The following is a 22,790-nucleotide window of genomic DNA, read 5'->3' on the forward strand; positions in this document are numbered from 1 at the left end:
TAGCCTTCGTTTACGGCTGGGAAGTTTTCGTTGATATGGACACACCCTGCTCGGCAAACACCTCCTGCGCCACCTTGAGCGCGTTGAGCGCGCGGGGAAAGCCCACGTAGGGAATCAGGTGCATGATGCAGCCGACAATCTCGTCGGGGGTCAGTCCGACGTTCAAGCCGGTAACCACATGCATGCCGATCTGCGGTGTGCCCTGGGCTACGAGGGCGGAGATGGTGGTCAGCACCTTCTGTTTGTTGTCGATGCCGGGGCGGGCGTAGATGTCACCGAAGGCAAACTCCACCACCAGCCGGGTCAGGTCCGGGGCAACGTCCTTGAAGCTCTCACCCACTTCCATGTGGCCGGTCGGGCTCTGTTCGTTGGGGATGGTCAGTTCCTTGAGCTTGTCCATGCCTTTCTGAAAGCGGTCGGTTGTCATGATCGTCTCCTGTGTGCCAGACAAAGTGATTGAAAGAGCGCCGCCGCAGGCGGGCGGCGGACCCTGTATATCATTCAGGGAGTGGTAAATCGAATCGGCCGTCAGCGGTCCGGCTCAGACGCTGCTGATCTTCATCAGCACCAGACCCGAGACGATCAGCACGGCGGCGAGCATTCGCAGCGTGTTCACCGGCTCGCCCAGCAAGGTGATACCGACGACAAACGCACCGACGGCGCCGATGCCGGTCCAGATGACGTAGGCCGTTCCCAGCGGAATGCTGCGCATGGCCAGCGACAGCAGCCAGAAACTGGCAACCATGGCGACAAGGGTGATAACGGATGGGGCGAGTCGGGTGAAGCCGTAGGACTGCTTCATGGTGTAGGCCCAGATGATTTCCAGGACACCGGCAACGATGAGATAGAGCCAGGACATGGCGACCTCCGGAGGAGAGCCAGGTCGTCCTGGTGATAAAGCCCGGTGTGGGGGAGGTCGTCCTCCTGATAGCGGGGCGATTATAGCAAAGGGTGGTGCCGGCGGGCAGGGGACCCCTGTAATTTCCGGGGCTGCAGCGGTAGAATGTCCGCCTTTGGCTGGTGCCTTCTCGCTGCGCCGGTAACATTCATCTAGGGAGCGCGTAATGACTGATGTAAAGAAAGTCGTCCTGGCCTATTCCGGCGGTCTGGATACTTCAGTAATCCTCAAGTGGCTGGAGGACACCTACGGCTGTGAGGTGGTTACCTTCACTGCGGATCTGGGGCAGGGCGAGGAGGTCGAGCCGGCGCGTGCCAAGGCGCAGGCCATGGGCGTGAAGGAGATCTACATCGACGACCTGCGTGAAGAGTTCGTCCGCGATTTCGTGTTCCCGATGTTCCGCGCCAACACCGTCTACGAAGGCGAGTACCTGCTGGGTACCTCCATCGCCCGCCCGCTGATCGCCAAGCGTCTGATCGAGATCGCCAACGAGACCGGCGCCGATGCCATCTCCCACGGTGCCACCGGCAAGGGCAACGACCAGGTCCGCTTCGAGTTGGGCGCCTATGCGCTGAAGCCGGGCGTGAAGGTGATCGCCCCGTGGCGTGAGTGGGACCTGCTGTCCCGCGAGAAGCTGATGGACTACGCCGAAAAGCACGGCATCCCGATCGAGCGCCACGGCAAGAAGAAGTCGCCGTATTCCATGGATGCCAACCTGCTGCACATCTCCTACGAGGGTGGTGTACTGGAAGACACCTGGACCGAGCACGAAGAAGACATGTGGCGCTGGACCAGGTCGCCCGAGGCGGCGCCGGATGTGCCCACCTACATCGAGCTGAGCTACCGCAAGGGTGACATCGTTGCTATCGACGGCAAGGAAATGACCCCCGCCGAAGTGCTGACCTATCTGAACAGGGTCGGCGGCGAGAACGGCATCGGTCGTACCGACATTGTCGAGAACCGCTTTGTCGGTATGAAGTCCCGCGGCTGCTACGAGACCCCCGGCGGCACCATCATGCTCAAGGGCCACCGCGCCATCGAGTCCATCACCCTGGACCGTGAGGTTGCCCACCTGAAGGACAGCCTGATGCCCAAGTACGCCGAGCTGATCTATAACGGCTTCTGGTGGAGCCCGGAGCGCGTGATGCTGCAGGAAATGATCGACGCGTCCCAGCTGAACGTGAACGGTGTGGTGCGCCTGAAGCTGTACAAGGGTAACGTCATCGTGGTGGGCCGCAAGTCCGATGACTCGCTGTTCGACCAGAACATCGCCACCTTCGAAGACGACGCCGGTGCCTACGACCAGGCCGATGCGGCGGGCTTCATCAAGCTGAACGCGCTGCGCCTGCGCATTGCCGCGAACAAGGGGCGCAAGCTGATCTGATCAGCTGGCTGCCCTTCGGGGCAGCCGAACCAGGCGTTGCGGCAATCCGTGATCCAGTGTGCATCAACGGATTGTCGCCAGCTTTCATACAGACGGACACCGGTCCGTACTACAGTCAATATTCATCCTGTGATTTCCCTGAGGAGGGCTGATATGCGTCTTCTGCATACGATGTTGCGTGTGGGTGATCTGGACAAGTCCATCGGCTTTTACACCGATGTGCTGGGCATGACCCTGCTGCGCCGCAAGGACTACCCCGAAGGACGCTTTACCCTGGCGTTCGTCGGTTACGGTAACGAGGCGGAAAACTCCGTGCTGGAGCTGACCCACAACTGGGATACCCCGAGCTATGACCTGGGTAATGGCTACGGCCATATCGCCATCGAGGTGAATGACGTGTACAAGGCCTGCGAGCAGATCAAGGCTGCCGGCGGCAAGGTGGTGCGTGAAGCCGGGCCGATGAAGCATGGCTCGAGCATCCTGGCCTTCGTCGAGGATCCGGACGGGTACAAGATCGAGTTGCTGTCGCCCAGCCGGGGGGATTGATCCCGGCCCTGCAGGGCTCTGATTTCGGAGTGGTTGTGGCGGCGCCTGCGGCCAGCGGCGGGGCGCGCCTTGCGCGCCCAATCGCGGCGAGGTCGCCGCTCCTACAGCGCGGGGGAGGTCCGGCCGCAAGGGAAGCCGGCAATTCGGCGTTGCCCTACAGTACGGAGGACTGTTCGGTATTAAGGGTGGCGGCCCGGCGCACGGAGCCGCCGATGCGGGGCTCGCTTCCCTCTTGAGAAAGGGGCAGCAGACTGTTCTGTGGGAGCCCCGACCTCGGGGCGATCGCTGGCCGCCAGGCCAGCCGGGTCAGGCCGGATTGATTCCCCGAATCCGCGTAGCCATGTCTGCGGCGTACAGGTCCGTCATGCCGGCGATGAAATCGATCACCCGCATGTAACTGGAGTACCTGTCCCATTCCGCCCTGGGTGCGTTGTTGCCCAGCAGGTCCAGAATCCGCCGGTGCTTGAAACTCAGGCTGTGGCCTGACTGCTGCTCATTGACCGCACCGCAGAAGGCTTCGAGCAACGTTTCCAGCGTGCTGTAGGCACCGATTTCATGCAGTGTCTTGCGCTTGTCCTGGAAGATGCGCTCCCGGGCGATGCGCTTGGCGTCCTGCACGCAGCGCCGGGCGGCGTTGGGCATGTGGCTGACCAGGTCGCCGCTCAGGGTGCCGGCCAGCAGCGGTTGCTGCTGGGCGATGAAGGTTTCCGCTGCGGCATTGACCAGATGCTCGATGGCCTTGCCGCGCAGGATGGCCAGTTTGCGCCGCGTGGAGTCCTTCGGCCCGAGCAGGCGGTAGGTTTCCGGCAGGTCGTCGCCAACCAGGTCCAGTAGCAGGCTTTCCACTTCCTCGTAACGCAGCAGCTCCATCTCCAGGCCGTCTTCCAGGTCGATCAGCGCGTAGCAGATGTCATCCGCTGCCTCGACGAGATACACCAGCGGGCTGCGTGCCCAGTATCCCTCGCTCAGCTGGGGCAGACCGAGCTTGTCGGTGATCTGTTGCAGCAACGGGTATTCGCCCTGGTAACAGCCGAACTTGTGCTTCTTGTAGCCGGCTGCGTCGGCGTGGCCGGAAGTCCAGGGGTATTTGAGGTAGGCCCCGAGGGTGGCATAGGTCAGGCGCATGCCACCGTCGAACTGATGGTATTCCAACTGGGTGAGCACTCGAAAGCCCTGGGCGTTGCCCTCGAAATTGAGAAAGTCCAGCCGCTGGGCGGCGCTCATGTCCCGCAGCCAGCCTTGATCATCTGCCTTGTGGAACCAGTGGCGGATGGCGTCTTCGCCGGAGTGGCCATAGGGCGGGTTGCCGATATCGTGGGCCAGACAGGCGGCCTGGATGATGACCCCCAGATCTGCCGGGGCACACCAGTCGGGCAGCTCGCCGCGCAACATTTCACCCACGCGCATGCCCAGCGATCGGCCGACACAACTGACCTCCAGGCTGTGGGTCAGGCGGGTGTGGATGTGGTCGTTGCTGGATACCGGATGCACCTGGGTCTTCTTGCCGAGGCGGCGGAAGGCGCCGGAGAATATGACGCGGTCATGGTCCTTGTGAAAGGGTGTGCGGCCGAGTTCCTCGGTGCTGGCCACGGGTTTGCCGAGGCGCTCGCGGCAGAGCAGTGTTTTCCAGTCCATTTTTTCCTCCCAATCATGAGACCCGAGTATGTGGCAACGCCGTCGGGCTGCCAAGGGTGTGGCCCCCCGGGCTTACACGGTAGAATGGCGACCTTTTCTGCCTGTTCTGGAATTGTCATGAGTATTTCGCTGACCCTGTTCGGTACCACTGCCTGCCACCTGTGCGACGAGTGCCTGCTGTTGACCCGTCCGCTGGAGGGCAATGGCGTGGCGGTGCGGCAGGTGGATATCGTCGACGACCCTGCGCTGCTGGAGCGGTACCAGTTGCGGGTGCCGGTGCTGCGCCGGGACGACACGGGGGCCGAACTCGACTGGCCCTTCGATCTCGGGCAACTGATGGACTGGCTGGGCGATGCCCTGGGGGAGGGGGCCTGACATGGCGCAGATAGTCACCGCGTTCTGGAAGCGCAAGACACTGGAGCAGATGGACCAGCAGGAGTGGGAATCATTGTGCGACGGCTGCGGGCTGTGCTGCCTGCAGAAGCTGGAAGACGAGGATGACCCGCAATCCATCTATTACACGCGCGTGGCGTGCAAGCTGCTGGATCTGAATACCTGCCGCTGTGGCGATTATCCGAACAGGCGTCGGCATGTGCCGGACTGTGTGCAGCTGACCCCGGCGACCGCAAGCGAGTTCGGCTGGCTGCCACCCACCTGTGCCTACCGGCTGGTGGCGGAAGGGGAGGACCTGCCGCCGTGGCATCATCTGGTCTGCGGTGACCCGCAGGCCGTGCACAGGACAGGGATATCCCAGGCGGGCAGGATGGTCGCCGAGGGCAGCGTGGCGGATGAGGACTGGGAAGAGCACATCATATTCCGAGTGTAAGTGGCGTGGGCGGGCGTGCTTTGCACGCCAATCGCCCCGGGGTCGGGGCTCCCACAACATGAACTGCCCCCAAAAGTTGGGCACCCAATCCAGCTTTTCGGGGGGCAGTTCAATAAGCATCGCCTTGGGGGGGCTCCCACAACAAACATCGCCCTTGGGTCGGGGCTCCCATAACAAACATCGCCCCGGGGGCGGGGCTCCCACAACAAACCCGGCGGAGTCCCTACAGAAAACTCGATCCCCTCAACGGTAGATCCCCTCAAAGGGTAGGAGCGGCGACCTCGCCGCGATTGGCGTGCAGAGCACGCCTGGGCACGTGAGCAGAGGGCGACTACCACGCGCGTGGTGGCCCACAGGGGCGCTGGATTGTCATCCCTCGCCATCACTGGGAAATCTGCAGCTCCCTCAGCTTGATGAACAGGTAGCGCACCTGGTCATACTCGAAGGGGCTGTCCAGGGTGCCGTAGCGGAAGCCGTTGATGTAACGCAGGTTGATCGCGTACAGACCATAGGACCAGGGGTTGTCATTCATGTGGCTGCGGTTGTCGAGATAGGCAGCGGCGTCTTCGATTGACCAGTCGACGGCCTTGCCGGCGGTATCGCGCAGGGTGGACGGGCCGAGCAGCGGCAGGACCAGATACGGGCCGGTCGGGACGCCGTAGTAGCCCAGAGTCTGGCCGAAGTCCTCCGGCTCCTGGGGCAGGCCCATGGCCTTGGCCACATCGAACAACCCGACCACGCCCAGGGTGGTGTTGAGCAGCAACCGGGCGGTCGTACGGCCACTCTTCTGCAGCTTGCCCTGGGCCAGACTGTTGGCCAGGTTCGGCACATCCGCCAGGTTGGCGAACACGTTGGACACGCCGGTGCGGACGAAGCGCGGCGTCACCTTCTCGTAGGCATTCACTACCGGCAGGTAGACATATTCGTCGAACTGGCCGTTGAAGCGGTACACCCGCCGGTTGAGCCCCTCGATCGGATCATGGATCTTGAGTGCTTCCAGGCTGGAGCGCTCGAACTGATAGTTGGTGCCCTCGGTGTCCAGGATCAGGTCGGCGAGCGGGTCCCGGTATTCGGGGACGCCGTCGATGCCGTGAACGACCGAGCTGCCAAACGCCAGACCCACGGCTGCCGCGAGGTGCAGTATTCCCTTACTCATGCTTGTCACCCTCCATGAACGTCAGCATCTGCCCGACCGTATCGAGGTGCTGCAGGTTGCCGCCATGCCCGCCATGCGGATGCAGAAAGGCGCGATCACCGAAGGTCTCGGCGAGAAAGTAGTAATTGTCCTCGGTGAGGATGAAGTCATCCGCATTGGTTATGACGGCCATGTCGCGGTTATCACGCAAATATGATTCGATGCTGTACAGGCTGGTCTGCCAGGCCATGTCTTCGATGGTCTTGCCTTCGTTGAGACTGCTCCAGGCCGGCCACAGCTGAGTCTGGAGGTAGCAGCCGAAATCACAGAACAGCGCCTCGCGCAGGTAAGGGGTAATGGAGGTGCTGACCTTGAGCTGCTTGCCGGCGGGAATATAGCGTCCTCCGCCGTTGATCAGGTCGGCCATGAAGTTCAGGTCGGCGGCGGAAAAGCGGAAGACTGCGCCGATCAGCATGGCCATTTCCGCTTCGGTCAGGGCATTGTCCGATCCCTGGATACCGGCGAAAAGGCCTGATTCGATATCCGCGCTGCCGCTTTCCTCGAAGTAGCGCGTGAGCTTCTGGAAGATATGCTCGTAGAAGCTGTCGCCGCTGCTGACGCCGTCCACCTGGGTGCGCGCCAGGGCGTCAAGCCGTCTGATCGAGGCATAGAGGTCGACCGGCGGGTTGAGCAGCAGGGTGCGGGTGAACCTGAACTGCTGCAGTGTTTCGTCCAGATGGGCGACGAAGGCGGCGTTCAGCGCTCCCAGACTGAAACCCACCATCCGGTACTCGCTGATTTCCACATTCTTCGTATCGCGGGCATGCTCGGCGGCCAGGGTCATGGCGCTGTGCAGATCGCGTGCATCGCTTTCCGCCAGTCCCGGCAGGCCATTGCGGGAAGCGGCGGCGATGAAGTCATGATTGGTCGGGGAGGAAAGCACTATCACATGCATCCCCGCATCCCAGAACAGGCGCTTGAGGTAGTCCAGCCGCGGACTGTCATAACCGGTGCCGGTGCCGGCAATGATGAAGACCAGCGGAGCAGGCTCGTCATGCCAGGCCAGACGGTAGTGCAGATCCTGATAGCGGGACAGTGCCGGCGGCAGTTCGCGCTCGGGGAGTACCCGCACGGCGAGGTCGGTCTGACGGACCGCTGTTTCCTCCGGCACCGGCCAGACCAGTTCCGGCGGTGTGCCCACTATCGTGGCGAGGAAGGGGTTGGTTATGGGGTAGCCGGGGGCGTCATCGGCGTGGGTTGCCAATGCCACCAGGGGCGCGAGGCAGAGGCACAGCAATCGCAGGTATCGGGTCATGATCATTTCCGTATGGCTTCATGAACTATACCCGAAATAATCCGGATAGTTCCTTGCCGGGCCCGCTGTCGCGATACGACAGCGACGGCTTCAGGCCCGGAAAACGGGGGGCTCCAGACCGGTGGGACGGGCCCGTCGGTGCTCCCAGCGGTTCCAGAACTTCTCATGGAAATAGAAGGCGACCGTGTTCAGCACCGGCTCGATCAATGCCACGGCACCGCCCAGCAGCAGACTTCCGGTCATCGCGTAGACGACGCCGAAAGCGATGGAAAAATGCATTACTGCAAAGGTAAAGGTCTTGGTCATGGGGCACCCGATCAACTCTTGTTGAGAATCATTCCCGAATGGAGCCATTCTCGGGTGCGCCGATGAAAGAGCAAAGCAGTTTGAATCAATGAGGGCGATGCACGCCCTCAATCGAGGTCGAAGTCGTAGTCCGCCAGTTGCTTCTGCAGGCGGCGTTCTTCCAGATAGTCGTCGATCTGACGACGCCGGGTGAGGCTGGATTTGGTATTCAGGGCTTCGGTTTCGGGGGTTTCCTCTTCTTCAAGGAAATCGTCGTCATCCAGTTCAATTTCAGCTTTCGCCTTGGCCATATCACCACTCCGTTATTGAAGGTTGGCGTTTGCGCACCTTATAGCGAGAGCGCGGCGGAAGATGAAATAGTTTTTTTATATGAAAATCGTGATTTTCTCTATAAGTGTCAATCTGACGTCTTGTGCTTGTATTCGCAGAGGTCCTCGATGCGACAACTGCCGCACTGCGGGGTGCGCGCGCGGCATACATAGCGTCCATGCAGAATCAGCCAGTGATGTGCATCCAGCAGAAATTCCTTCGGCACATGCCGCATGAGTTTCTTCTCCACCTCCAGCACCGTCTTGCCCGGTGCGATGCCGGTGCGGTTGCTGACCCGGAAGATGTGGGTGTCCACTGCCATCACCGGATGACCGAAGGCGGTATTGAGCACCACATTGGCGGTCTTGCGGCCGACTCCGGGCAGCGCTTCCAGCTCCTCCCGCGTTTCCGGCACCTGGCTGTTGTGCTGCTCGATCAGGATGCGGCAGGTCTCGATGACATTCTTCGCCTTGCTGTTGTACAGCCCGATGGTCTTGATGTATTCACTCAGGCCTTCGACGCCCAGAGCATGGATTGCCTCCGGGGTGTTGGCCACGGGAAACAGCCTGTCGGTGGCCTTGTTGACGCCGACGTCGGTGGCCTGGGCCGAGAGGATCACGGCAATCAGCAGTTCGAAAGGGTTGCTGTAGTTCAGTTCGGTGACCGGCTTGGGATTGTCCTCCCTGAACCGGCGAAAGATTTCATGGCGCTTGGCTTTGTTCATTGTCAGTTGATGGTTCCGGTAACGCGTACGCGCTTGCTGCCGGCGGCAGCGGGCGCGGGTTCGTGGGCGGCCTGGCGGGCCTTGATGTGACTGTCGATGAGGTTCTTCAGGGCAATCAGCAGGCCCATGAACAGAAAGGCACCCGGCGGAAGGATGACGAACAGTACTTCCTTGTAATCGGGGAACAGCACCCAGGTCCAGCCCTTGGCGACCGGGCCCAGCAGCAGATGCATGTTGGCAAACAGGGTGCCCTGGCCGACCAGTTCGCGGAGCATGCCCAGCACCAGCAGTACCAGCGCAAACCCCAGCCCCATCATGAACCCGTCGACGGCCGACGGCAGCAGCGGATTCTTCGCGGCAAAGGCGTCGGCGCGACCCAGGATGGCGCAGTTGGTCACGATCAGCGGGATGAAGATGCCGAGTATGAGAAACAGTTCGTAGGTGTAGGCCTGCATCAGCAGCTCGATGCAGGTGGTGACCGAGGCGATGATCATGACGAAGGCCGGCAGACGGACTGCGGGGGTGACGGCGCTGCGGATCAGCGATACCGATACGTTGGAACTGACCAGCACCAGAATGGTGGCGATGCCCAGCCCCAGGGCGTTCACGGTGCTGCTGCTTACCCCCAGCAGGGGACAGAGGCCGAGCAACTGCACCAGTCCCGGGTTGTTATGCCACAGACCGTCTGCGGTAAGTTCGGCGTAGCGCTTGTCAGCCATGGTCGGCCTCCGATTCGGTCAGCTGCAGCAGCTCGGCGCGGTGCTGCTCGAAATACTGCAGGGCATCGCGCACCGCCTGCACCACGGCCCGTGGGGTGATGGTAGCGCCGACGAACTGGTCGAACTCGCCGCCGTCCTTGCGCACCGCCCAGTGCTCCGGCGCCGGTACCCTGAGACTCTTGCCATCGAAGCTGAAGATCCAGTCGCCTTTGGCGGTTTCGACCTTATCGCCCAGGCCCGGTGTTTCCCGGTGATCCACTACCCGCACGCCGGCCAGCTCGCCGTTGGCGAGGATGCCCACCAGCAGATCGATGCGGCCGCTGTAACCGTCCATGGTGACCACCGGCAGGATCACAGCGCTGACGCGGCCATCCTGCCGGGCGCGCCAGGCAGTGGCGGGCGCAGGCAGGCGCAGCAGGCTTCGGTCGGCAATCTGGAAGCTGTCCTGCAGCAGGTCGTTGTCGTGCTGTTCATCGGGCACGATGTCATTTAGTGCGCGCATCTGCATGCGCTGGCGCTCCGTGGCGATACGCTCGCTGGTCGCCTGCTGGATGAAGGCGATGACCCCGGCAGTGAAGATGGCGAAGGCGCCGAGAATCAGGCTGTTGCGCAGGATTGAACGGGCAGGCGTCAGAGGGCTTTGCATGTCAGTCCACCTTGCCCAGACCGCGTTTGGCCTTTGCGTGGCCATAGGTGCGCGGCGGCGTGTAGTAATCGATGGTAGGAGCGCAGAGATTCATCAGCAGCACCGCGAAGGCGACGGCGTCAGGGTAGTTGCCCCACACCCGGATAACGTATACCAGAACACCGACCCCGGCACCGAAGATCAGCCGGCCCCGGGCGCTGGTGGCACAGGTTACCGGATCGGTAATGATGAAGAAGGCACCGAGCATGGTAGCGCCGCCGAGCAGGTGAAACAGCGGCGAGCCATTGCTGGCCGAGCCGGAACCGCCCCAGAACAGCAGGCTCATCAGGCCCAGGGCACCGAGCATGCCCGCTGGCGCGTGCCAGCTGATGACCTTGCGCCTGATCAGGAACAGGCCTCCGGCCAGCCAGGCCAGGGCTACCCATTCCCATCCGCGGCTGGCGAAACTGCCCAGCGCGGGTTCGGCACTGCGCAGCTCGGCCAGGGTCAGGGAGTTGTTGTTCTTGATGACATCCAGCGCCGTGGCGGTGGCCCAGCCGTCGGCCGGCAGGCTGCCGGGGGCGAACACCCGCTGAATACCTTCGAGCAGGCCAAGGGTGGGCGTCAGGGCCGGCTGCAGCTGTTCCGCGCCGCGCCAGACCGGCCAACTGGTCATCTCCACGGGAAAGGACACCAGCACCACCGCATAGCCGAGCATGGCGGGATTGAACGGGTTCTGGCCCAGGCCGCCGTACAGGTGCTTGCCGAAGATCATGGCAAACCCGGCGGCTACCAGCACCAGCCACCAGGGCGCGTAGGGGGGCAGGGCCAGGGCCAGCAACCAGCCAGTGACCAGTGCGCTGCCGTCGTTCAGGAAAAAGCGGACCGGGCGCTTGCGCAGGCGCAGAATGCCGGCCTCCACCAGCACTGCGAAACCGCAGGCCAGCAACAGATTGACCAGGGTGCCCCAGCCGAAGAACCAGGTCAGCAACAAGAGACCGGGCACGGTTGCGGCCAGTACCTGCAGCATGATGGTGCGGGTACGGTTGCTGCCCATGGCGTGGGGAGAGCTGACAGGGGTGATGGCCATCAGGAGCCCTCCTGGCTGGTTGCCTGTTCAAAGGCGCGCTGGGCGTCGGCGTAGGCCTGCTCCAGCGGCGGTATCTGAGCCTGCAGGTCGAGATTGTCCGGGTTGGCTGCGAGCTGTTTCCTTGCCCGCTGCAGCGCCATGCGCGCGGTGGAAGCGGCCACCTTGAGCTGCTTCTGTTCCGGGGTCAGGGTGCTGTTTTTCGCCTGAATCCGGGCGAGGTCGGGGGCAACCGCAACGGGCGCTGGGGTGTCCTTTTCGCTGGCCGCCTTGGCTTCCCGTGCTGCCTTGGCGCGGGCGGCCCTTTCCGCGCGGGCCTGTCGATCACGTTCACGCTGCTCGGCTTCGCGCTCGAGCCGCGCCTGTCGCTCTTCAAATCGCCGACGGGAATGATCGGCACGGCTGTGCTGCAGCTCGATGGAGCGGATTTCCGACTTGGCTGCGCGGTACTGATGCACCAGCGGAATATGGCTGGGGCATACATAGGCGCAGGCCCCGCACTCGATGCAGTCGAACAGGTTGTAGCGCTCGAGCTGCGGGTAATCCTTGCCCAGCGCGAACCAGTGCAATTGCTGAGGCAGCAGCTCGGCCGGGCAGGCTTCGGCGCACAGGCCGCAGCGGATGCATGGCAGCGGCGGCGGGGGGGGCGGCAGCTCATCAATGGTGCCAGCCAGCAGGCAGTTGCTGGTCTTGATCACGGGCGCCGCGCTGTCGACAGTGAAACCCATCATCGGGCCGCCCATGACCAGCCGATGCAGCCGCTCGGGTTGCAAGCCGGCAAATGCCAGCAGTTCATGGATCGGTGTGCCGATCAGCGCCATTACGTTGGTCGGCCGCTCGAGCGCGGCGCCGGTCAGGGTGACGACGCGATGGATCAACGGCCGGCCCAGCACGACGGCATCGTGCACCGCCAGCGCGGTGCCCACGTTCTGGCAGAGCACGCCGATGTCCGCCGGGAGCCCGCCGCTGGGTACCTCACGGCCGGTCAGGATCTGGATCAGTTGCTTCTCGCCCCCCGACGGGTATTTGGTGGGTATCTCGATAATGCTGACCGGTTCGCCCTCGGCAGCAGCGCGCATCGCGGCGATCGCCTCGGGCTTGTTGTCCTCGATGCCGACCAGTACCTGTTCGGGGCTGAGAATGTGCCGAAGTATCTGAATGCCGGTGATGATCTGCGCTGCATAATGGCGCATGCACATGTCGTCGGCGGTAATGTAGGGCTCGCACTCCGCAGCGTTGATCACCAGCGTGTCGATGCGGTGGTCGGGGCGCGACAGCAGCTTGGCTGCCGTCGGAAAGCCGGCGCCGCCCAGGCCGCTGATGCCGGCGGAGTCGATCAGCTCCAGCAGGGCGACCGGTTCCAGGCTGCGCCAGTCGGGGGTCGGCTGCAGCTCTGCCCAGCGGTCCTCGCCGTCGCTCTCGAGAATGATCGCCGGCTCGTGCAGGCCGGATGCGTGGGGATAGGGCGCGTTCTCGATGGCGCTGATGATCCCGGATGTAGGCGCATGCAGCGAGCAGCTGAATTTGCCATCGGTAACGGCCAGCAATTGCCCCTTGAGTACCCGGTCGCCGGCGCTCACCACCGGCTTGGTACGACTGCCGATATGCTGTAGCAGGGGGAGGATCAGGCGCGCGGGCAGCGGTGGGTTTTCCAGCTCGCGGGCAGTCGACTGAGCCTTGTTCTCGGGCGGGTGAATGCCGCCGGGAATATCCCAGATACGCGGTTGGGCGGACATCAGGCGACTCCTGGCTGGTCAGCCGCCAGTGTCGGTGGCGGTGGCGCGTTCCAGCGCCAGTTCTGGGTGGTGACCGGCAGCGGCAGCATGTCGATGCAGTCCACCGGGCAGGGCTCCACGCACAGGTCGCAACCTGTACATTCGTCGATGATCACCGTGTGCATCTGTTTCGCCGCACCGAGAATGGCGTCCACCGGGCATGCCTGAATGCACTTGGTGCAGCCGATACATTCGTCTTCACGGATATAGGCCACCATGGGCGGCTTGGCTTCGCCGTGCTCGTCGTCCAGGGGTAGCGGCTCGACATCCAGCAGATCCGCCAGCGCCTGGATGGTCGCCTCGCCACCGGGCGGGCACTTGTTGATCGGCTCGCCATTGGCGATCGCCTCGGCGTAGGGCCTGCAACCGGGGTGGCCACACTGACCACACTGGGTCTGCGGCAGCAGGGCGTTGATCTGATCGACAATGGGATCGCCTTCCACGCGAAAGCGTACCGCCGCGTAGCCCAGCACCGCACCGAAGATCAGCGAGAGGACCAGCAGAACGAGAATGGCAGTCAGCACGATGGACATGTCAGAGCCTGATCAGACCGGTGAAACCCATGAACGCCAGCGACATCAGCCCGGCGGTGATCATGCCGATGGCCGCACCGCGGAACGGCATGGGCACGTCGGCGATGGCGATGCGCTCGCGCAACCCGGCAAACAGAACCAGCACCAGCGAGAAACCCAGTGCCGCGCCGAAACCGTAGGTTGCGGCGCTGAGGAAGGTCTGCTCGCTGCGGTTGGTGATCAGCAGGGCGACCCCGAGCACGGCGCAGTTGGTGGTGATCAGCGGGAGGAATATCCCCAGCACCCGGTACAGCAACGGACTGGTCTTGTGCACCACCATCTCGGTGAACTGGACCACCACGGCGATCACAAGGATGAAGGAAATGGTGCGCAGGAACTCCAGCTCGAAGGGCACCAGGATGTACTGATAGGTCAGATAGCTGAGGATCGAGGCCAGGGTCAGCACGAAGGTGGTTGCCATGGACATGCCCATGGCGGTTTCCAGCTTCCCCGAGACGCCCATGAACGGGCACAGGCCGAGGAACTGAACCAACACGAAGTTGTTCACCAGGATGGTGCTGAGCAGGATAAGGATGAATTCAGTCATCATTGGCTTCTCTGGCCTCCCGCTCTCCCCAGCTCTCTCCCGCCAGGGGAGAGGGGGCAGACGGTGCTCGCTGTTACTGTTGCTTGTGTCTGATGCATCAAAGATCAGGGAGGCTCACGAGATGGTGCAGCGTTACCCCTCTCCCCTGGCGGGAGAGGGGTCGGGGGAGAGGGGGAGTCTCCGTTACATCACCCGCTGCCCCGGCCTGGCTCCCTCATCCGGGCTCAGCAGATAGATTTCCTCGCCGCCGGGTCCGGCCGCCAGCACCATCCCTTCGGATACGCCGAACTTCATCTTGCGCGGCGCCAGGTTGGCGACATACAGCGTCAGCCGACCTTCAAGGCTGCTCGGATCCGGATAGGCACTCTTGATCCCGGAGAACACGTTGCGCGTGGCGTCGCCGATATTCAGCGTCAGCCGCAGCAGCTTGTCCGCGCCTTCAACAAATTCGGCCTTCTCGATCAGGGCGATGCGCAGATCCACAGCGGAGAACGCCTTGAAGTCGATTTCCGGCGCCAGAGGTTCCTTTGCCAGTTCGCCGTTGCCTTGCGGCGCCCCGGTGACGGTGGCTTCCAGATCTTCCCTGGAGGCTTCCACCATGGCTTCCACCCGGGCTGGCTCGATACGGGTCAGCAGCGGCTTGAACGCGTTGAGCTGGTGTGCACCGAGCAGGCTGTCGAGATCTTCCCAGCGCTGCGGTGGCAGGTTGAGGAAGGCTTCGGCGTCTGCGGCCAGGTTGGGCAGCACCGGCTTGAGCAGGATGATCAGCTGACGGAACAGGTTGATGCCAAGCGAGCAGATGGCCTGCACCTCGTCCTGCCTGCCTTCCTGCTTGTTCAGTGCCCAGGGTGCCTTGTCGGCGATCCAGGCATTGGCCCTGTCTGCCAGCGCCATGATCTCGCGCATGGCGCGGGAGAAATCGCGTTTCTCGTAGGCCTCGGCAATCGATGGGAAGGCGGCGCTGAAGGCGGCGGTCAGCTCCGGCTCCGGGTTGGCGTCGGTCATCAGGCCACCATTGCCCTTGTGAATGAACCCGGCGCAGCGGCTGGCGATGTTCACCACCTTGCCCACCAGGTCGGAGTTGACCTTCTGGATGAAGTCTTCCAGGTTCAGGTCCATGTCATCCACGCCCCGGCCGAGCTTGCAGGCGTAGTAGTAGCGAAGGTACTCGGGTGACAGGTGGTCCAGATAGGTGCGCGCCTTGATGAAGGTACCACGGGACTTGGACATCTTCTGCCCGTTCACCGTCAGGTAGCCATGCACGTTGACGCCGGTAGGCTTGCGGTAGCCGGCACCCTCCAGCATGGCGGGCCAGAACAGGGTATGGAAGTTGATGATGTCCTTGCCGATGAAATGGTACAGCTCGGCGGTAGAGTCCTTGCCCCAGAAGGCGTCGAAGTCGAGCTCCGGACGACGGGCGCAGAGGTTCTGGAAACTGGCCATGTAACCGACCGGCGCGTCCAGCCATACATAGAAATACTTGCCCGGCTCGCCGGGGATCTCGAAGCCGAAATAGGGCGCGTCACGGCTGATGTCCCATTCCTGCAGGCCGGCATCCAGCCATTCGGCGATCTTGTTGGCAACCGCATCCTGCAGTGCGCCGCTGCGGGTCCACTGCTTGAGCATGTCCTGGAAGTCGGGCAGCGTGAAGAAGAAATGCTTGGAGTCGCGCAGCACCGGGGTCGCACCGGAGATGGCCGAGCGCGGGTCCTTCAGTTCGGTGGGCTCGTAGGTGGCGCCGCATTTTTCGCAGTTGTCACCGTACTGGTCCTCCGCTGCGCACTTGGGGCAGGTTCCCTTGATGAAGCGGTCAGCCAGGAACATGCCCTTTTCCGGGTCGAAATACTGGGTTACCGAGCGGGTGCTGATGTGGCCGTTGGCCTTGAGCTTCTCGTAGATCAGTTCGGACAGTACCCGGTTCTCTTCCGAGTGGGTGGAATGGTAGTTGTCGAAATCCACCAGAAAGTCGGCAAAGTCGGCGGTGTGCTCGGCCTTGACCGCATCGATCAGTTGTTCGGGGGTGATGCCCTCCTTCTCCGCCCGCAGCATGATCGCCGAACCATGGGCGTCATCGGCGCAGACGTAGATGCACTGGTGCCCACGCAGCTTCTGGAAGCGTACCCAGATGTCGGTCTGAATGTATTCCAGCATGTGCCCCAGATGGATCGAACCGTTGGCATAGGGCAGGGCGCTGGTAACGAGGATCTGACGTTGCGGATTATTGCTGGACATGGGCACTCGGCTTCTGATGAATAAACGGGTGAAAGCCCGTAATGATACCTGCTTGGCATTCCCGGGTCATCTGCGCTGATGTGGGCCGTCGCGGCATTACGTATCATCCGGACTGGATTTCAGCCTGGCTGAACCGGACCTTCCGAAAAGGAGTTTCGTTGCATGACATGGACACGCTTCAGCTATATCTGCCGCAAGGCGTTAGTTGATATCGAAGGCGGACTGCCCATCAGGGAAAGCCTGCTCAGGGCCGAATCGGACGCGGGCTCGGAGTTGTATGGGAAACGACCCGCGGCTGGCTCCCTGCCTCGTACCCTGCTTGACCGGATGAAGGCCTCATCAAACCGCGAAAATATAATCAGCGCGCTGCGCATATATGGCCAACCGGGCATTGCAGACCGGCTGGATGAGCCTTTGCAGTTCAAGCGCATCGTCGCCTATCTCGGCCTCGTGGTATTGGTCTTCCATGCGGTAGGAGCGGTGTATGCGTTGCGCGTCATTCCCGCCTTTACCGAGGTTCTGGGCACGTTTGAAGGTGTGCGGCTGCCCACGCGGCTTGTGTACTTTCAGGAGTACTGGATGACTCAGACCGCATTGATGAGCCTGTTGCTGCTGCTATGCATGCTCTCGGTGCTGGAAGTAAGGCGGCTCTTTCGCTTCCGGGATGACGTGGAGAAAAAACCATCAGGACGGTTGCTGCTCGGACCGGGGATAAAACCTGTTTACAGGCGGGTGCAGAGCGTGCTGCGCTTTCCCGTTGAACTCGGGACCGGGAGTTCACGGGATGCGGTAATGGACCAGTTGAGCAGGGCCCGGTCAGCGGGGATGGACATGGCCATCGAAGTTCGGGAGTTGCTGCACGTTGAAATGCGGGAGTTGGTCAGGTGCTGTGAAAGGCAGCTGAAAGTCATGTCCTGCGCCGTGGCCTTGATTGTGCTGCTGTCCGTTGCGTTGTTTCTCGTCAGCGCCTACGCGCCTGTTTTCATCCTGGGAGAGGTCATATGAAACCGGAAGGATTTACGCTCATCGAACTCATGGTAGTTGTCGCCATCATCGGGGTTCTCGCATCGATTGCGCTGCCCAGTTATCAGCAGTACATACAGCGCAGCGAAGTGACGGAGGCGATGAGCATAAGCAGCCCGATACGTGACACGGTTGCCAGCCAGTATGCGGAACGGTTGACGTTCCCGGCGGACAATGCAGCGGCCGGTGTGCCGGAGCCCCGGTTCCTGATCGGGAATCGAGTCACCGGGGTGGTTCTGGAGCAGGGGGCCGTACATGTGACCATGGGCAACAAGGCCTCTGCACCCTTGCAGGGCAAGACACTGACCTATCGTCCGGCGGTGGTTACCGGCAGCCCGACCAGCCCTATTGCCTGGCTGTGCGGCTATGATGAGCCGGTACCCGGGATGGAGGCCGTCGGCGAGAACAGAACGGATATCGACGCTCTGCTGCTGCCGGGAGCCTGCAGGAAGTAGAACAGCCACCCCGGATTAACCGGGGTGGCCCTGCTCAGGCCTTCTTGAAGACGCCCAGCGCCCGGAGGATGAATATCAGCAACACCGCTCCGCCTACAGCTATCAGGAAGCGAACGATCGTACCGCCGTCAAGACCGAGCATGCCTGCAATCCAGAAACCCAGCCAGGACCCGACGATGCCGACCAGCACGTTGGCGATGATGCCCATCTGGGCGTTCGTTTTCATGATGATGCTGGCGAGCCAGCCGACGATGCCACCGATGATCAGGGAAACTATCCAACCCATTTCCGTACCTCTCGCTTCGTTGATGTCAGTTGTGAGTAAAGCAGATAACCCAAACATTCGCCCGCAGGGCGGTTCCTATACTGAGTATGAATATCGGCCGAGGTTCTGGAGGGGTACATGAAATTCATCTTCGAGGTGCGCATAAAAGAGGGGCACACCGCCGAACAGTATGCGGACGCCTGGGTAAGGGCCAGCGAGATCATTCAGCGCGCACCGGGGGCCCGGGGCACCGAGCTGCATCGCAAGATCGGTGATCCGATGACGCTCATCGCCATTGCCAGCTGGGACAGCAAGGAGCAGCGCGATGCCATGGAAGGTCAGCACAATCCGGACGTGGCTGCCATCATCCGGAGTGCGGCACCGTTCTGCGAGATTCGGCCGCTGGGTGAGTTCGAGGACCCGGAATGGGTGGTCAGACCCGGGGGCGACGCCCGTTCGGCAGAACAGTGAGGTACGATTTGCCGTAATATCGCAAGCCACTCATCAAGAAGGAAGTGCGCATGAAGTGGAAGTCAGCAATGGTCGGCCTGTCGATGCTGGCCGCCGCCTCGGTACAGGCCGACGCCCGGGGGCTGTGGAGTACCGAGGACAATCAGGGGCGGGTGGAAATCAGCCAGTGCGGAAGCAGCCTGTGCGGCAACCTGGTGTGGCTGGAGGATGCACTGGACCAGCAGGGCCGACCCAGACGCGACGCCAGAAACCCGGACGAGTCGCTGCGCGACCGGCCCCTTGAGGGGCTGCGCATTCTCTGGGACATGCAGCCCAGCGGTGACGGTCGGACCTGGAAGGACGGCCGGGTCTACGACCCCGAGAGCGGCAAGACCTACCAGGGCCGCATTACCCTTGAGAAGCCGGATGTGCTGAAGCTGCGCGGGTTTGTGGGCGCGCCCATGTTCGGCCGCACCTCTACCTGGACGCGGGTCGAGCAGGCGGCGGAGTAAGAGCAACTACAGCTGTCGCGCCAGCTTCAGCATGAGCACGGTCAGCAGCAGGTAGGCCGCGGACCAGCTCGCCGCCGAGATGCTCAACAGCAAGGGGTGGGCAAAGGGCATGTCGCCACTCAGGTAGCGTGCCAGGCTGGCGAGGGCGATCAATCCGGTGATGCAGAGCACCCAGCCCGTGGGCGGCGGCGTCCGGCTGGTGCGCTGGAAATACAGGCGCAGCATGATGCTGGTCGACAGGGTGCCGAGCCCGCCGACGGTTATCAGGTGGAGCGCTGCCGTGGGCGAACGGCCGGCCACGAAGGCGATGCCGCTGGCCAGACTGCCCAGCTCCAACCAGAGATAACCGACCCCGAACGCCAGCACATCCGGCCTGGAAGCGCATTTCCACAACTGCCAGCGCAGGCTGCGTACCGCCAGCACCAGGCTCGCCCCGACAAGCAGCACACCGGCGAGGGGGTAGCTGGTCTCTGCCGGCAGACCCGGTATCAGCAGCACGATAATGGACGCCCCGAGAAGAATGATCAGCGCGCCCTCCAGGCGGGGCTGCAGACGGGCCCGAAGCTCGATGCCGCGCTGCTCCAGCGTATGGGCCGCAGCCGGTGCGATGACGCGCCCGCCGATGAAACTCATGAGCAACAGCAGACAGATCACGCCCACATGCAGAAGCCGGCCCGGATCGAGGCGGATGTGCGCCGCCAGTGCCGGCATCAGTTTCCATGTGAGTGCCAGCAAGGCTGCCAGCAACGGCAACAGGCAGAGCGTGAGAATGAGCGGCGCGGTAATGCGGTTGCGCCATTGCCTGGCGGTGCTGAATCGCGGCACCACATGCCAGGCGAGCAGCAGTGCGAAGCTGACGCTCAACGCAGTGGGCAGCAACTGGTCAGGGCAGGGAATGCGCAGCAGCCGGGCGGCAAGCCACAGGCCGAGCAGCGGATAGAGGATGCGGGCAGGCTGGGAGCCGAGCGTGTAACCGGCGATGAGCGCCAGAGCGAAGCCGAAGATCAGTTCGAAGCCGTGGCCGGGGCCGACCAGCCCTGCGGGCCAGCCGGTGCCGGAAAGTACCGCCCATATCGAGAATGGCACTGCGAGGCTGGCCAGTAGTGCAGCCAGCGGGAAGAACAGCAGAAAGGCCGGTCGTTTTGCAGGATTGCTCATCGGGCAGCGCCGTAACGGAAGACACCTCCATGCTAACGCGCAGACCCGCTGCAGGCCACCCGGGCGCGGCTCAGTTCAGCACGTTGTCCAGAATGGTGTAGACCAGCCCGGTAGTGACGGCGACCAGCACCAGATCCCGTCCGGCACTGTGCCATTCGTAACCGGGATACTGGGGCAGATGTTTCAGCTGACCCGGCGGTACGCGATGGTGCCAGCCGTGGGGCAATGGTCGACCCACCACCAGATGCATGTGGCGCGGCAGTGGTGGGCCGGGGCGCAGGTAATGACTGCTGCGGTTTATATCCCGGCGCATCTGGTCCCGGTGCGGCGGACCGCGATGATGGGGCGGCCGATGGTGATGCGAAGGCCGGTGCTCATGCGGGTGTTGGTGGACGCGGGGCGGCGGTGAACGGTGCATCTCGCGCTGGTTCTGCCAGAGCCATTGGCTCTGCCCCTGCTGGCTGCGGTGCTGCTGCGGGGGATAGCGATGCTGCTGATGGCGATGCTGGTGCTTATGGGAATGGCGCTGATCGTAACCCTTGCCCGCCGCGTAGGGCGCGGCAGCGACCGAAGCAGTGCCGACAAGCAGAGCCATGGCGGCGAACAGGCCAATGGCCAGACGAAGTGATTTCATGGCGATGCCCTCTCTACTGTCAGGTTTGACCGGGCCGGAGCAAGGTAATTCCCCGGCCGGTGCGCAGCCAGAATAGGCCAGCGGGGCAACGAAAGGGTGTTTGTAAAGGCATCTTTACCCGGATTTACCTGCGCCGGTCACTGCTCGTCCAGCTCCGACAGCGCGTCTGGGTTGTTGCGGAATGCCTTGGCAAACAGGTCGCGGTGCCGGGCCATGAAAATTCCGGCTTCCTCGGCCTGGGTTTCATTGAGCGAGGGCACTGCCCGACTCAATACCTCGCTGAGCCGCTCGGCCAGCTCGAGCATCTTGTCATGACGGTCGGCTTCGGCTTTATCCATGAACAGGCGCTCCGGGTCTCTGCTGCTTCGATACACTGTTTCAACGGCCATCTGTTACCTCTGGCGTGGATATTGTTGCTGGATGACTATACAGTGTCTGTTCAAGGTTGGCCACACGGAGTTCCGGCTGTTTGATATCATCCGTGTCCATTTCTCGACTCAGCCAAGCGGGGCGCGATGAGCATTGAAACCTGGATGGCGTTCTTCCTGGCGTGCTGGATCATAAGCCTGACTCCCGGCGCGGGGGCGGTGGCGTCGATGGCCAGCGGACTGAATTACGGATTTTTCCGCGGCTACTGGAACGCCCTGGGCCTGCAGCTGGCGCTGCTGATGCAGATTGCGGTGGTGGCGGCGGGCGTCGGCGCAATCATCGCCACCTCGGCGCTGGGCTTTGCGCTGATCAAATGGTTCGGTGTGGTGTACCTGCTGTACCTGGCCTGGCGCCAGTGGCAGGCACCGGTTCAGCAATTGCGGCCTGATGCCAGGCCCATCGGGCGGCCGCTGAGCCTGATTCTGCGCGGTTTCGTGATCAACGCCAGCAACCCCAAGGCAATCGTTTTCATCCTCGCCGTGCTGCCGCAGTTTGTCGATCCGGCCCGCCCGCTGGTCGAGCAGTACCTGATTCTTGCGGTGACGATGGTGATCGTGGATCTGGTGGTCATGGCCGGCTATACCGGGCTTGCCGCGCGGGCGATGCGGGTGCTCGACTCGCCGCGGCGCCAGCGGCAGGTCAACCGCAGCTTTGCCGTGATGTATGGCGTCGCGGCGGGCCTGCTGGCTACCGTGCGGCGGGTCTGACCACTACTCCCAGTCGGGCTGCTCGATATGGCAGCTGGTGATGATCCAGTTGACGCCGAAGCGGTCGGTCAACATGCCGAAGCCCTGTGCCCAGAAACTGGGGCCGAATGGCATCAGCGTTTCGCCCCCGTCCGAAAGGCGGTTGTAGATCTGCTCCGCTTCCAGCAGATCGTCGTAGTACATCTGCACGTACATCCCCTGGGGCGGCTGGTACGACCCGGGTGGAGCATCGGAGCCCATGATCACCTGATCGCCGACCTGCAGCTCGCCGTGCAGCACCTTGTCCAGCCAGGTGTCTGCGGTACCGGTGCCGTCCGGCGCTTCCTGATAGGTATGGATCTGCCCGAGTGTGCCGCCCAGTTCGGTCGCATAGAACTGCAGGGCTTCGCGGCAGTTACCGGGAAAGGTCAGATAGATGGCCAGGCTGCTGGGGCGATGGGGTTTGTTCATGAAGCGCCTCGCTGTTGATGGTCAGAATGAAAGGGTTCTGTCCTGTTGATCGGGCGAGGCGGAGGGAGTTCA

29 protein-coding genes are annotated in these 22,790 nt (G+C 62.6%); 9 read left to right on the forward strand and 20 right to left on the reverse strand.

The genetic code is table 11. From position 1 onward, the window contains the following. Positions 1 to 10: 10 nt before the first annotated feature. The gene (locus IEW63_RS04170) at positions 11 to 427 is read right to left on the reverse strand and encodes a carboxymuconolactone decarboxylase family protein (RefSeq protein ID WP_188635296.1); all 417 of its coding nucleotides are present in this window, start codon (positions 425 to 427) and stop codon (positions 11 to 13) included. Between the two features lie 114 nt (positions 428 to 541). After that, positions 542 to 859, reverse strand: coding sequence for a DMT family transporter (locus tag IEW63_RS04175; protein WP_188635297.1), 318 nt, complete (start codon positions 857 to 859; stop codon positions 542 to 544). Between the two features lie 205 nt (positions 860 to 1,064). Between IEW63_RS04175 and IEW63_RS04180 the strand changes: the two genes are divergently transcribed. Together IEW63_RS04180 and gloA are read left to right on the forward strand one after the other, a co-directional pair. Beyond that, positions 1,065 to 2,282 carry an argininosuccinate synthase gene (locus IEW63_RS04180; protein ID WP_188635298.1) on the forward strand — a complete coding sequence of 406 codons (1,218 nt, stop codon included), beginning with the start codon at positions 1,065 to 1,067 and terminating at the stop codon, positions 2,280 to 2,282. Between the two features lie 153 nt (positions 2,283 to 2,435). Further along, the gene (gene gloA / locus IEW63_RS04185) at positions 2,436 to 2,828 is read left to right on the forward strand and encodes a lactoylglutathione lyase (RefSeq protein ID WP_188635299.1); all 393 of its coding nucleotides are present in this window, start codon (positions 2,436 to 2,438) and stop codon (positions 2,826 to 2,828) included. Positions 2,829 to 3,134: 306 nt separating this feature from the next. Here the strand turns inward: gloA and IEW63_RS04190 are convergent, their stop codons facing one another. Beyond that, positions 3,135 to 4,463 (reverse strand): deoxyguanosinetriphosphate triphosphohydrolase, encoded by a 1,329-nt coding sequence (locus IEW63_RS04190; protein ID WP_188635300.1) that lies wholly within the window; start codon positions 4,461 to 4,463, stop codon positions 3,135 to 3,137. A 117-nt stretch (positions 4,464 to 4,580) separates the two neighbouring features. Between IEW63_RS04190 and IEW63_RS04195 the strand changes: the two genes are divergently transcribed. Both IEW63_RS04195 and IEW63_RS04200 read left to right on the forward strand, forming a co-directional pair. Then, positions 4,581 to 4,838, forward strand: a complete 258-nt coding sequence (locus IEW63_RS04195) for a glutaredoxin family protein (RefSeq protein ID WP_188635301.1) — start codon at positions 4,581 to 4,583, stop codon at positions 4,836 to 4,838. Position 4,839: 1 nt separating this feature from the next. Continuing rightward, positions 4,840 to 5,289 (forward strand): YcgN family cysteine cluster protein, encoded by a 450-nt coding sequence (locus IEW63_RS04200; protein ID WP_188635302.1) that lies wholly within the window; start codon positions 4,840 to 4,842, stop codon positions 5,287 to 5,289. Positions 5,290 to 5,671: 382 nt separating this feature from the next. Here IEW63_RS04200 and IEW63_RS04205 read toward each other — a convergent pair whose 3' ends face one another. From IEW63_RS04205 to metG, 12 genes are all read right to left on the reverse strand, one after another. Next, complete coding sequence (locus IEW63_RS04205; RefSeq protein WP_188635303.1) at positions 5,672 to 6,445, reverse strand: MlaA family lipoprotein; 774 nt, start codon at positions 6,443 to 6,445, stop codon at positions 5,672 to 5,674. Then, positions 6,438 to 7,739, reverse strand: coding sequence for a serine/threonine protein kinase (locus IEW63_RS04210; protein ID WP_188635304.1), 1,302 nt, complete (start codon positions 7,737 to 7,739; stop codon positions 6,438 to 6,440). The genes IEW63_RS04205 and IEW63_RS04210 overlap by 8 nt, the downstream gene beginning before the upstream one ends. 90 nt (positions 7,740 to 7,829) lie before the next feature. After that, positions 7,830 to 8,093: a DUF2061 domain-containing protein gene (locus tag IEW63_RS04215; protein WP_373288203.1), complete on the reverse strand. Its 264-nt coding sequence runs from the start codon at positions 8,091 to 8,093 to the stop codon at positions 7,830 to 7,832. 59 nt (positions 8,094 to 8,152) lie between these two features. After that, a complete protein-coding gene (locus IEW63_RS04220) occupies positions 8,153 to 8,335 on the reverse strand; it encodes a PA3496 family putative envelope integrity protein (protein WP_188635306.1) in 183 nt (60 codons plus the stop codon). Positions 8,336 to 8,442: 107 nt separating this feature from the next. Then, entirely contained in the window at positions 8,443 to 9,078 is a 636-nt protein-coding gene (nth, locus tag IEW63_RS04225; RefSeq protein WP_188635307.1) for an endonuclease III, read from the reverse strand. Between the two features lie 2 nt (positions 9,079 to 9,080). Then, positions 9,081 to 9,797, reverse strand: a complete 717-nt coding sequence (locus IEW63_RS04230; RefSeq protein WP_188635308.1) for an electron transport complex subunit E — start codon at positions 9,795 to 9,797, stop codon at positions 9,081 to 9,083. Continuing rightward, positions 9,790 to 10,443 (reverse strand): electron transport complex subunit RsxG, encoded by a 654-nt coding sequence (rsxG, locus tag IEW63_RS04235; RefSeq protein ID WP_188635309.1) that lies wholly within the window; start codon positions 10,441 to 10,443, stop codon positions 9,790 to 9,792. The genes IEW63_RS04230 and rsxG overlap by 8 nt, the downstream gene beginning before the upstream one ends. Position 10,444: 1 nt before the next feature. Further along, a complete protein-coding gene (rsxD, locus tag IEW63_RS04240; RefSeq protein ID WP_188635310.1) occupies positions 10,445 to 11,512 on the reverse strand; it encodes an electron transport complex subunit RsxD in 1,068 nt (355 codons plus the stop codon). Next, positions 11,512 to 13,245: an electron transport complex subunit RsxC gene (gene rsxC / locus IEW63_RS04245; RefSeq protein WP_188635311.1), complete on the reverse strand. Its 1,734-nt coding sequence runs from the start codon at positions 13,243 to 13,245 to the stop codon at positions 11,512 to 11,514. The genes rsxD and rsxC overlap by 1 nt, the downstream gene beginning before the upstream one ends. Beyond that, positions 13,245 to 13,817, reverse strand: coding sequence for an electron transport complex subunit RsxB (gene rsxB, locus IEW63_RS04250; RefSeq protein ID WP_188635312.1), 573 nt, complete (start codon positions 13,815 to 13,817; stop codon positions 13,245 to 13,247). The genes rsxC and rsxB overlap by 1 nt, the downstream gene beginning before the upstream one ends. Before the next feature lies 1 nt (position 13,818). Continuing rightward, entirely contained in the window at positions 13,819 to 14,403 is a 585-nt protein-coding gene (rsxA, locus tag IEW63_RS04255; RefSeq protein WP_188635313.1) for an electron transport complex subunit RsxA, read from the reverse strand. 183 nt (positions 14,404 to 14,586) lie between these two features. Continuing rightward, on the reverse strand, positions 14,587 to 16,635 hold the full coding sequence (gene metG / locus IEW63_RS04260; protein WP_188635314.1) for a methionine--tRNA ligase: 2,049 nt from the start codon (positions 16,633 to 16,635) through the stop codon (positions 14,587 to 14,589). A gap of 162 nt (positions 16,636 to 16,797) precedes the next feature. Between metG and IEW63_RS04265 the strand changes: the two genes are divergently transcribed. Next, the gene (locus IEW63_RS04265) at positions 16,798 to 17,640 is read left to right on the forward strand and encodes a hypothetical protein (protein ID WP_188635315.1); all 843 of its coding nucleotides are present in this window, start codon (positions 16,798 to 16,800) and stop codon (positions 17,638 to 17,640) included. Next, a complete protein-coding gene (locus IEW63_RS04270) occupies positions 17,637 to 18,113 on the forward strand; it encodes a pilin (protein WP_188635316.1) in 477 nt (158 codons plus the stop codon). Before IEW63_RS04265 ends, IEW63_RS04270 begins: the two co-directional genes overlap by 4 nt. A gap of 34 nt (positions 18,114 to 18,147) precedes the next feature. Here the strand turns inward: IEW63_RS04270 and IEW63_RS04275 are convergent, their stop codons facing one another. Beyond that, on the reverse strand, positions 18,148 to 18,399 hold the full coding sequence (locus IEW63_RS04275) for a GlsB/YeaQ/YmgE family stress response membrane protein (RefSeq protein WP_188635317.1): 252 nt from the start codon (positions 18,397 to 18,399) through the stop codon (positions 18,148 to 18,150). 117 nt (positions 18,400 to 18,516) lie between these two features. Between IEW63_RS04275 and IEW63_RS04280 the strand changes: the two genes are divergently transcribed. Both IEW63_RS04280 and IEW63_RS04285 read left to right on the forward strand, forming a co-directional pair. Beyond that, positions 18,517 to 18,849: an antibiotic biosynthesis monooxygenase family protein gene (locus tag IEW63_RS04280; protein WP_188635318.1), complete on the forward strand. Its 333-nt coding sequence runs from the start codon at positions 18,517 to 18,519 to the stop codon at positions 18,847 to 18,849. A gap of 50 nt (positions 18,850 to 18,899) precedes the next feature. Continuing rightward, on the forward strand, positions 18,900 to 19,340 hold the full coding sequence (locus IEW63_RS04285; protein WP_188635319.1) for a DUF2147 domain-containing protein: 441 nt from the start codon (positions 18,900 to 18,902) through the stop codon (positions 19,338 to 19,340). Positions 19,341 to 19,346: 6 nt separating this feature from the next. Here IEW63_RS04285 and IEW63_RS04290 read toward each other — a convergent pair whose 3' ends face one another. From IEW63_RS04290 to IEW63_RS04300, 3 genes are all read right to left on the reverse strand, one after another. Further along, a complete protein-coding gene (locus tag IEW63_RS04290) occupies positions 19,347 to 20,498 on the reverse strand; it encodes an NnrS family protein (RefSeq protein ID WP_188635320.1) in 1,152 nt (383 codons plus the stop codon). 70 nt (positions 20,499 to 20,568) lie between these two features. Further along, entirely contained in the window at positions 20,569 to 21,132 is a 564-nt protein-coding gene (locus IEW63_RS14610) for an RcnB family protein (protein WP_229710309.1), read from the reverse strand. Between the two features lie 137 nt (positions 21,133 to 21,269). Continuing rightward, complete coding sequence (locus tag IEW63_RS04300; protein ID WP_188635321.1) at positions 21,270 to 21,521, reverse strand: YebG family protein; 252 nt, start codon at positions 21,519 to 21,521, stop codon at positions 21,270 to 21,272. A 126-nt stretch (positions 21,522 to 21,647) separates the two neighbouring features. On the opposite strand from IEW63_RS04300, the gene IEW63_RS04305 reads away from it, so the two are divergent. Further along, positions 21,648 to 22,268 carry a LysE family transporter gene (locus tag IEW63_RS04305; protein WP_188635322.1) on the forward strand — a complete coding sequence of 207 codons (621 nt, stop codon included), beginning with the start codon at positions 21,648 to 21,650 and terminating at the stop codon, positions 22,266 to 22,268. 3 nt (positions 22,269 to 22,271) lie between these two features. Here IEW63_RS04305 and IEW63_RS04310 read toward each other — a convergent pair whose 3' ends face one another. Then, entirely contained in the window at positions 22,272 to 22,718 is a 447-nt protein-coding gene (locus IEW63_RS04310) for a VOC family protein (protein WP_188635323.1), read from the reverse strand. Positions 22,719 to 22,790 lie beyond the last annotated feature (72 nt).

Origin of the sequence: Halopseudomonas pertucinogena (genome assembly GCF_014646575.1) — a bacterium.
Classification (GTDB): Bacteria; Pseudomonadota; Gammaproteobacteria; order Pseudomonadales; family Pseudomonadaceae; genus Halopseudomonas; species Halopseudomonas pertucinogena.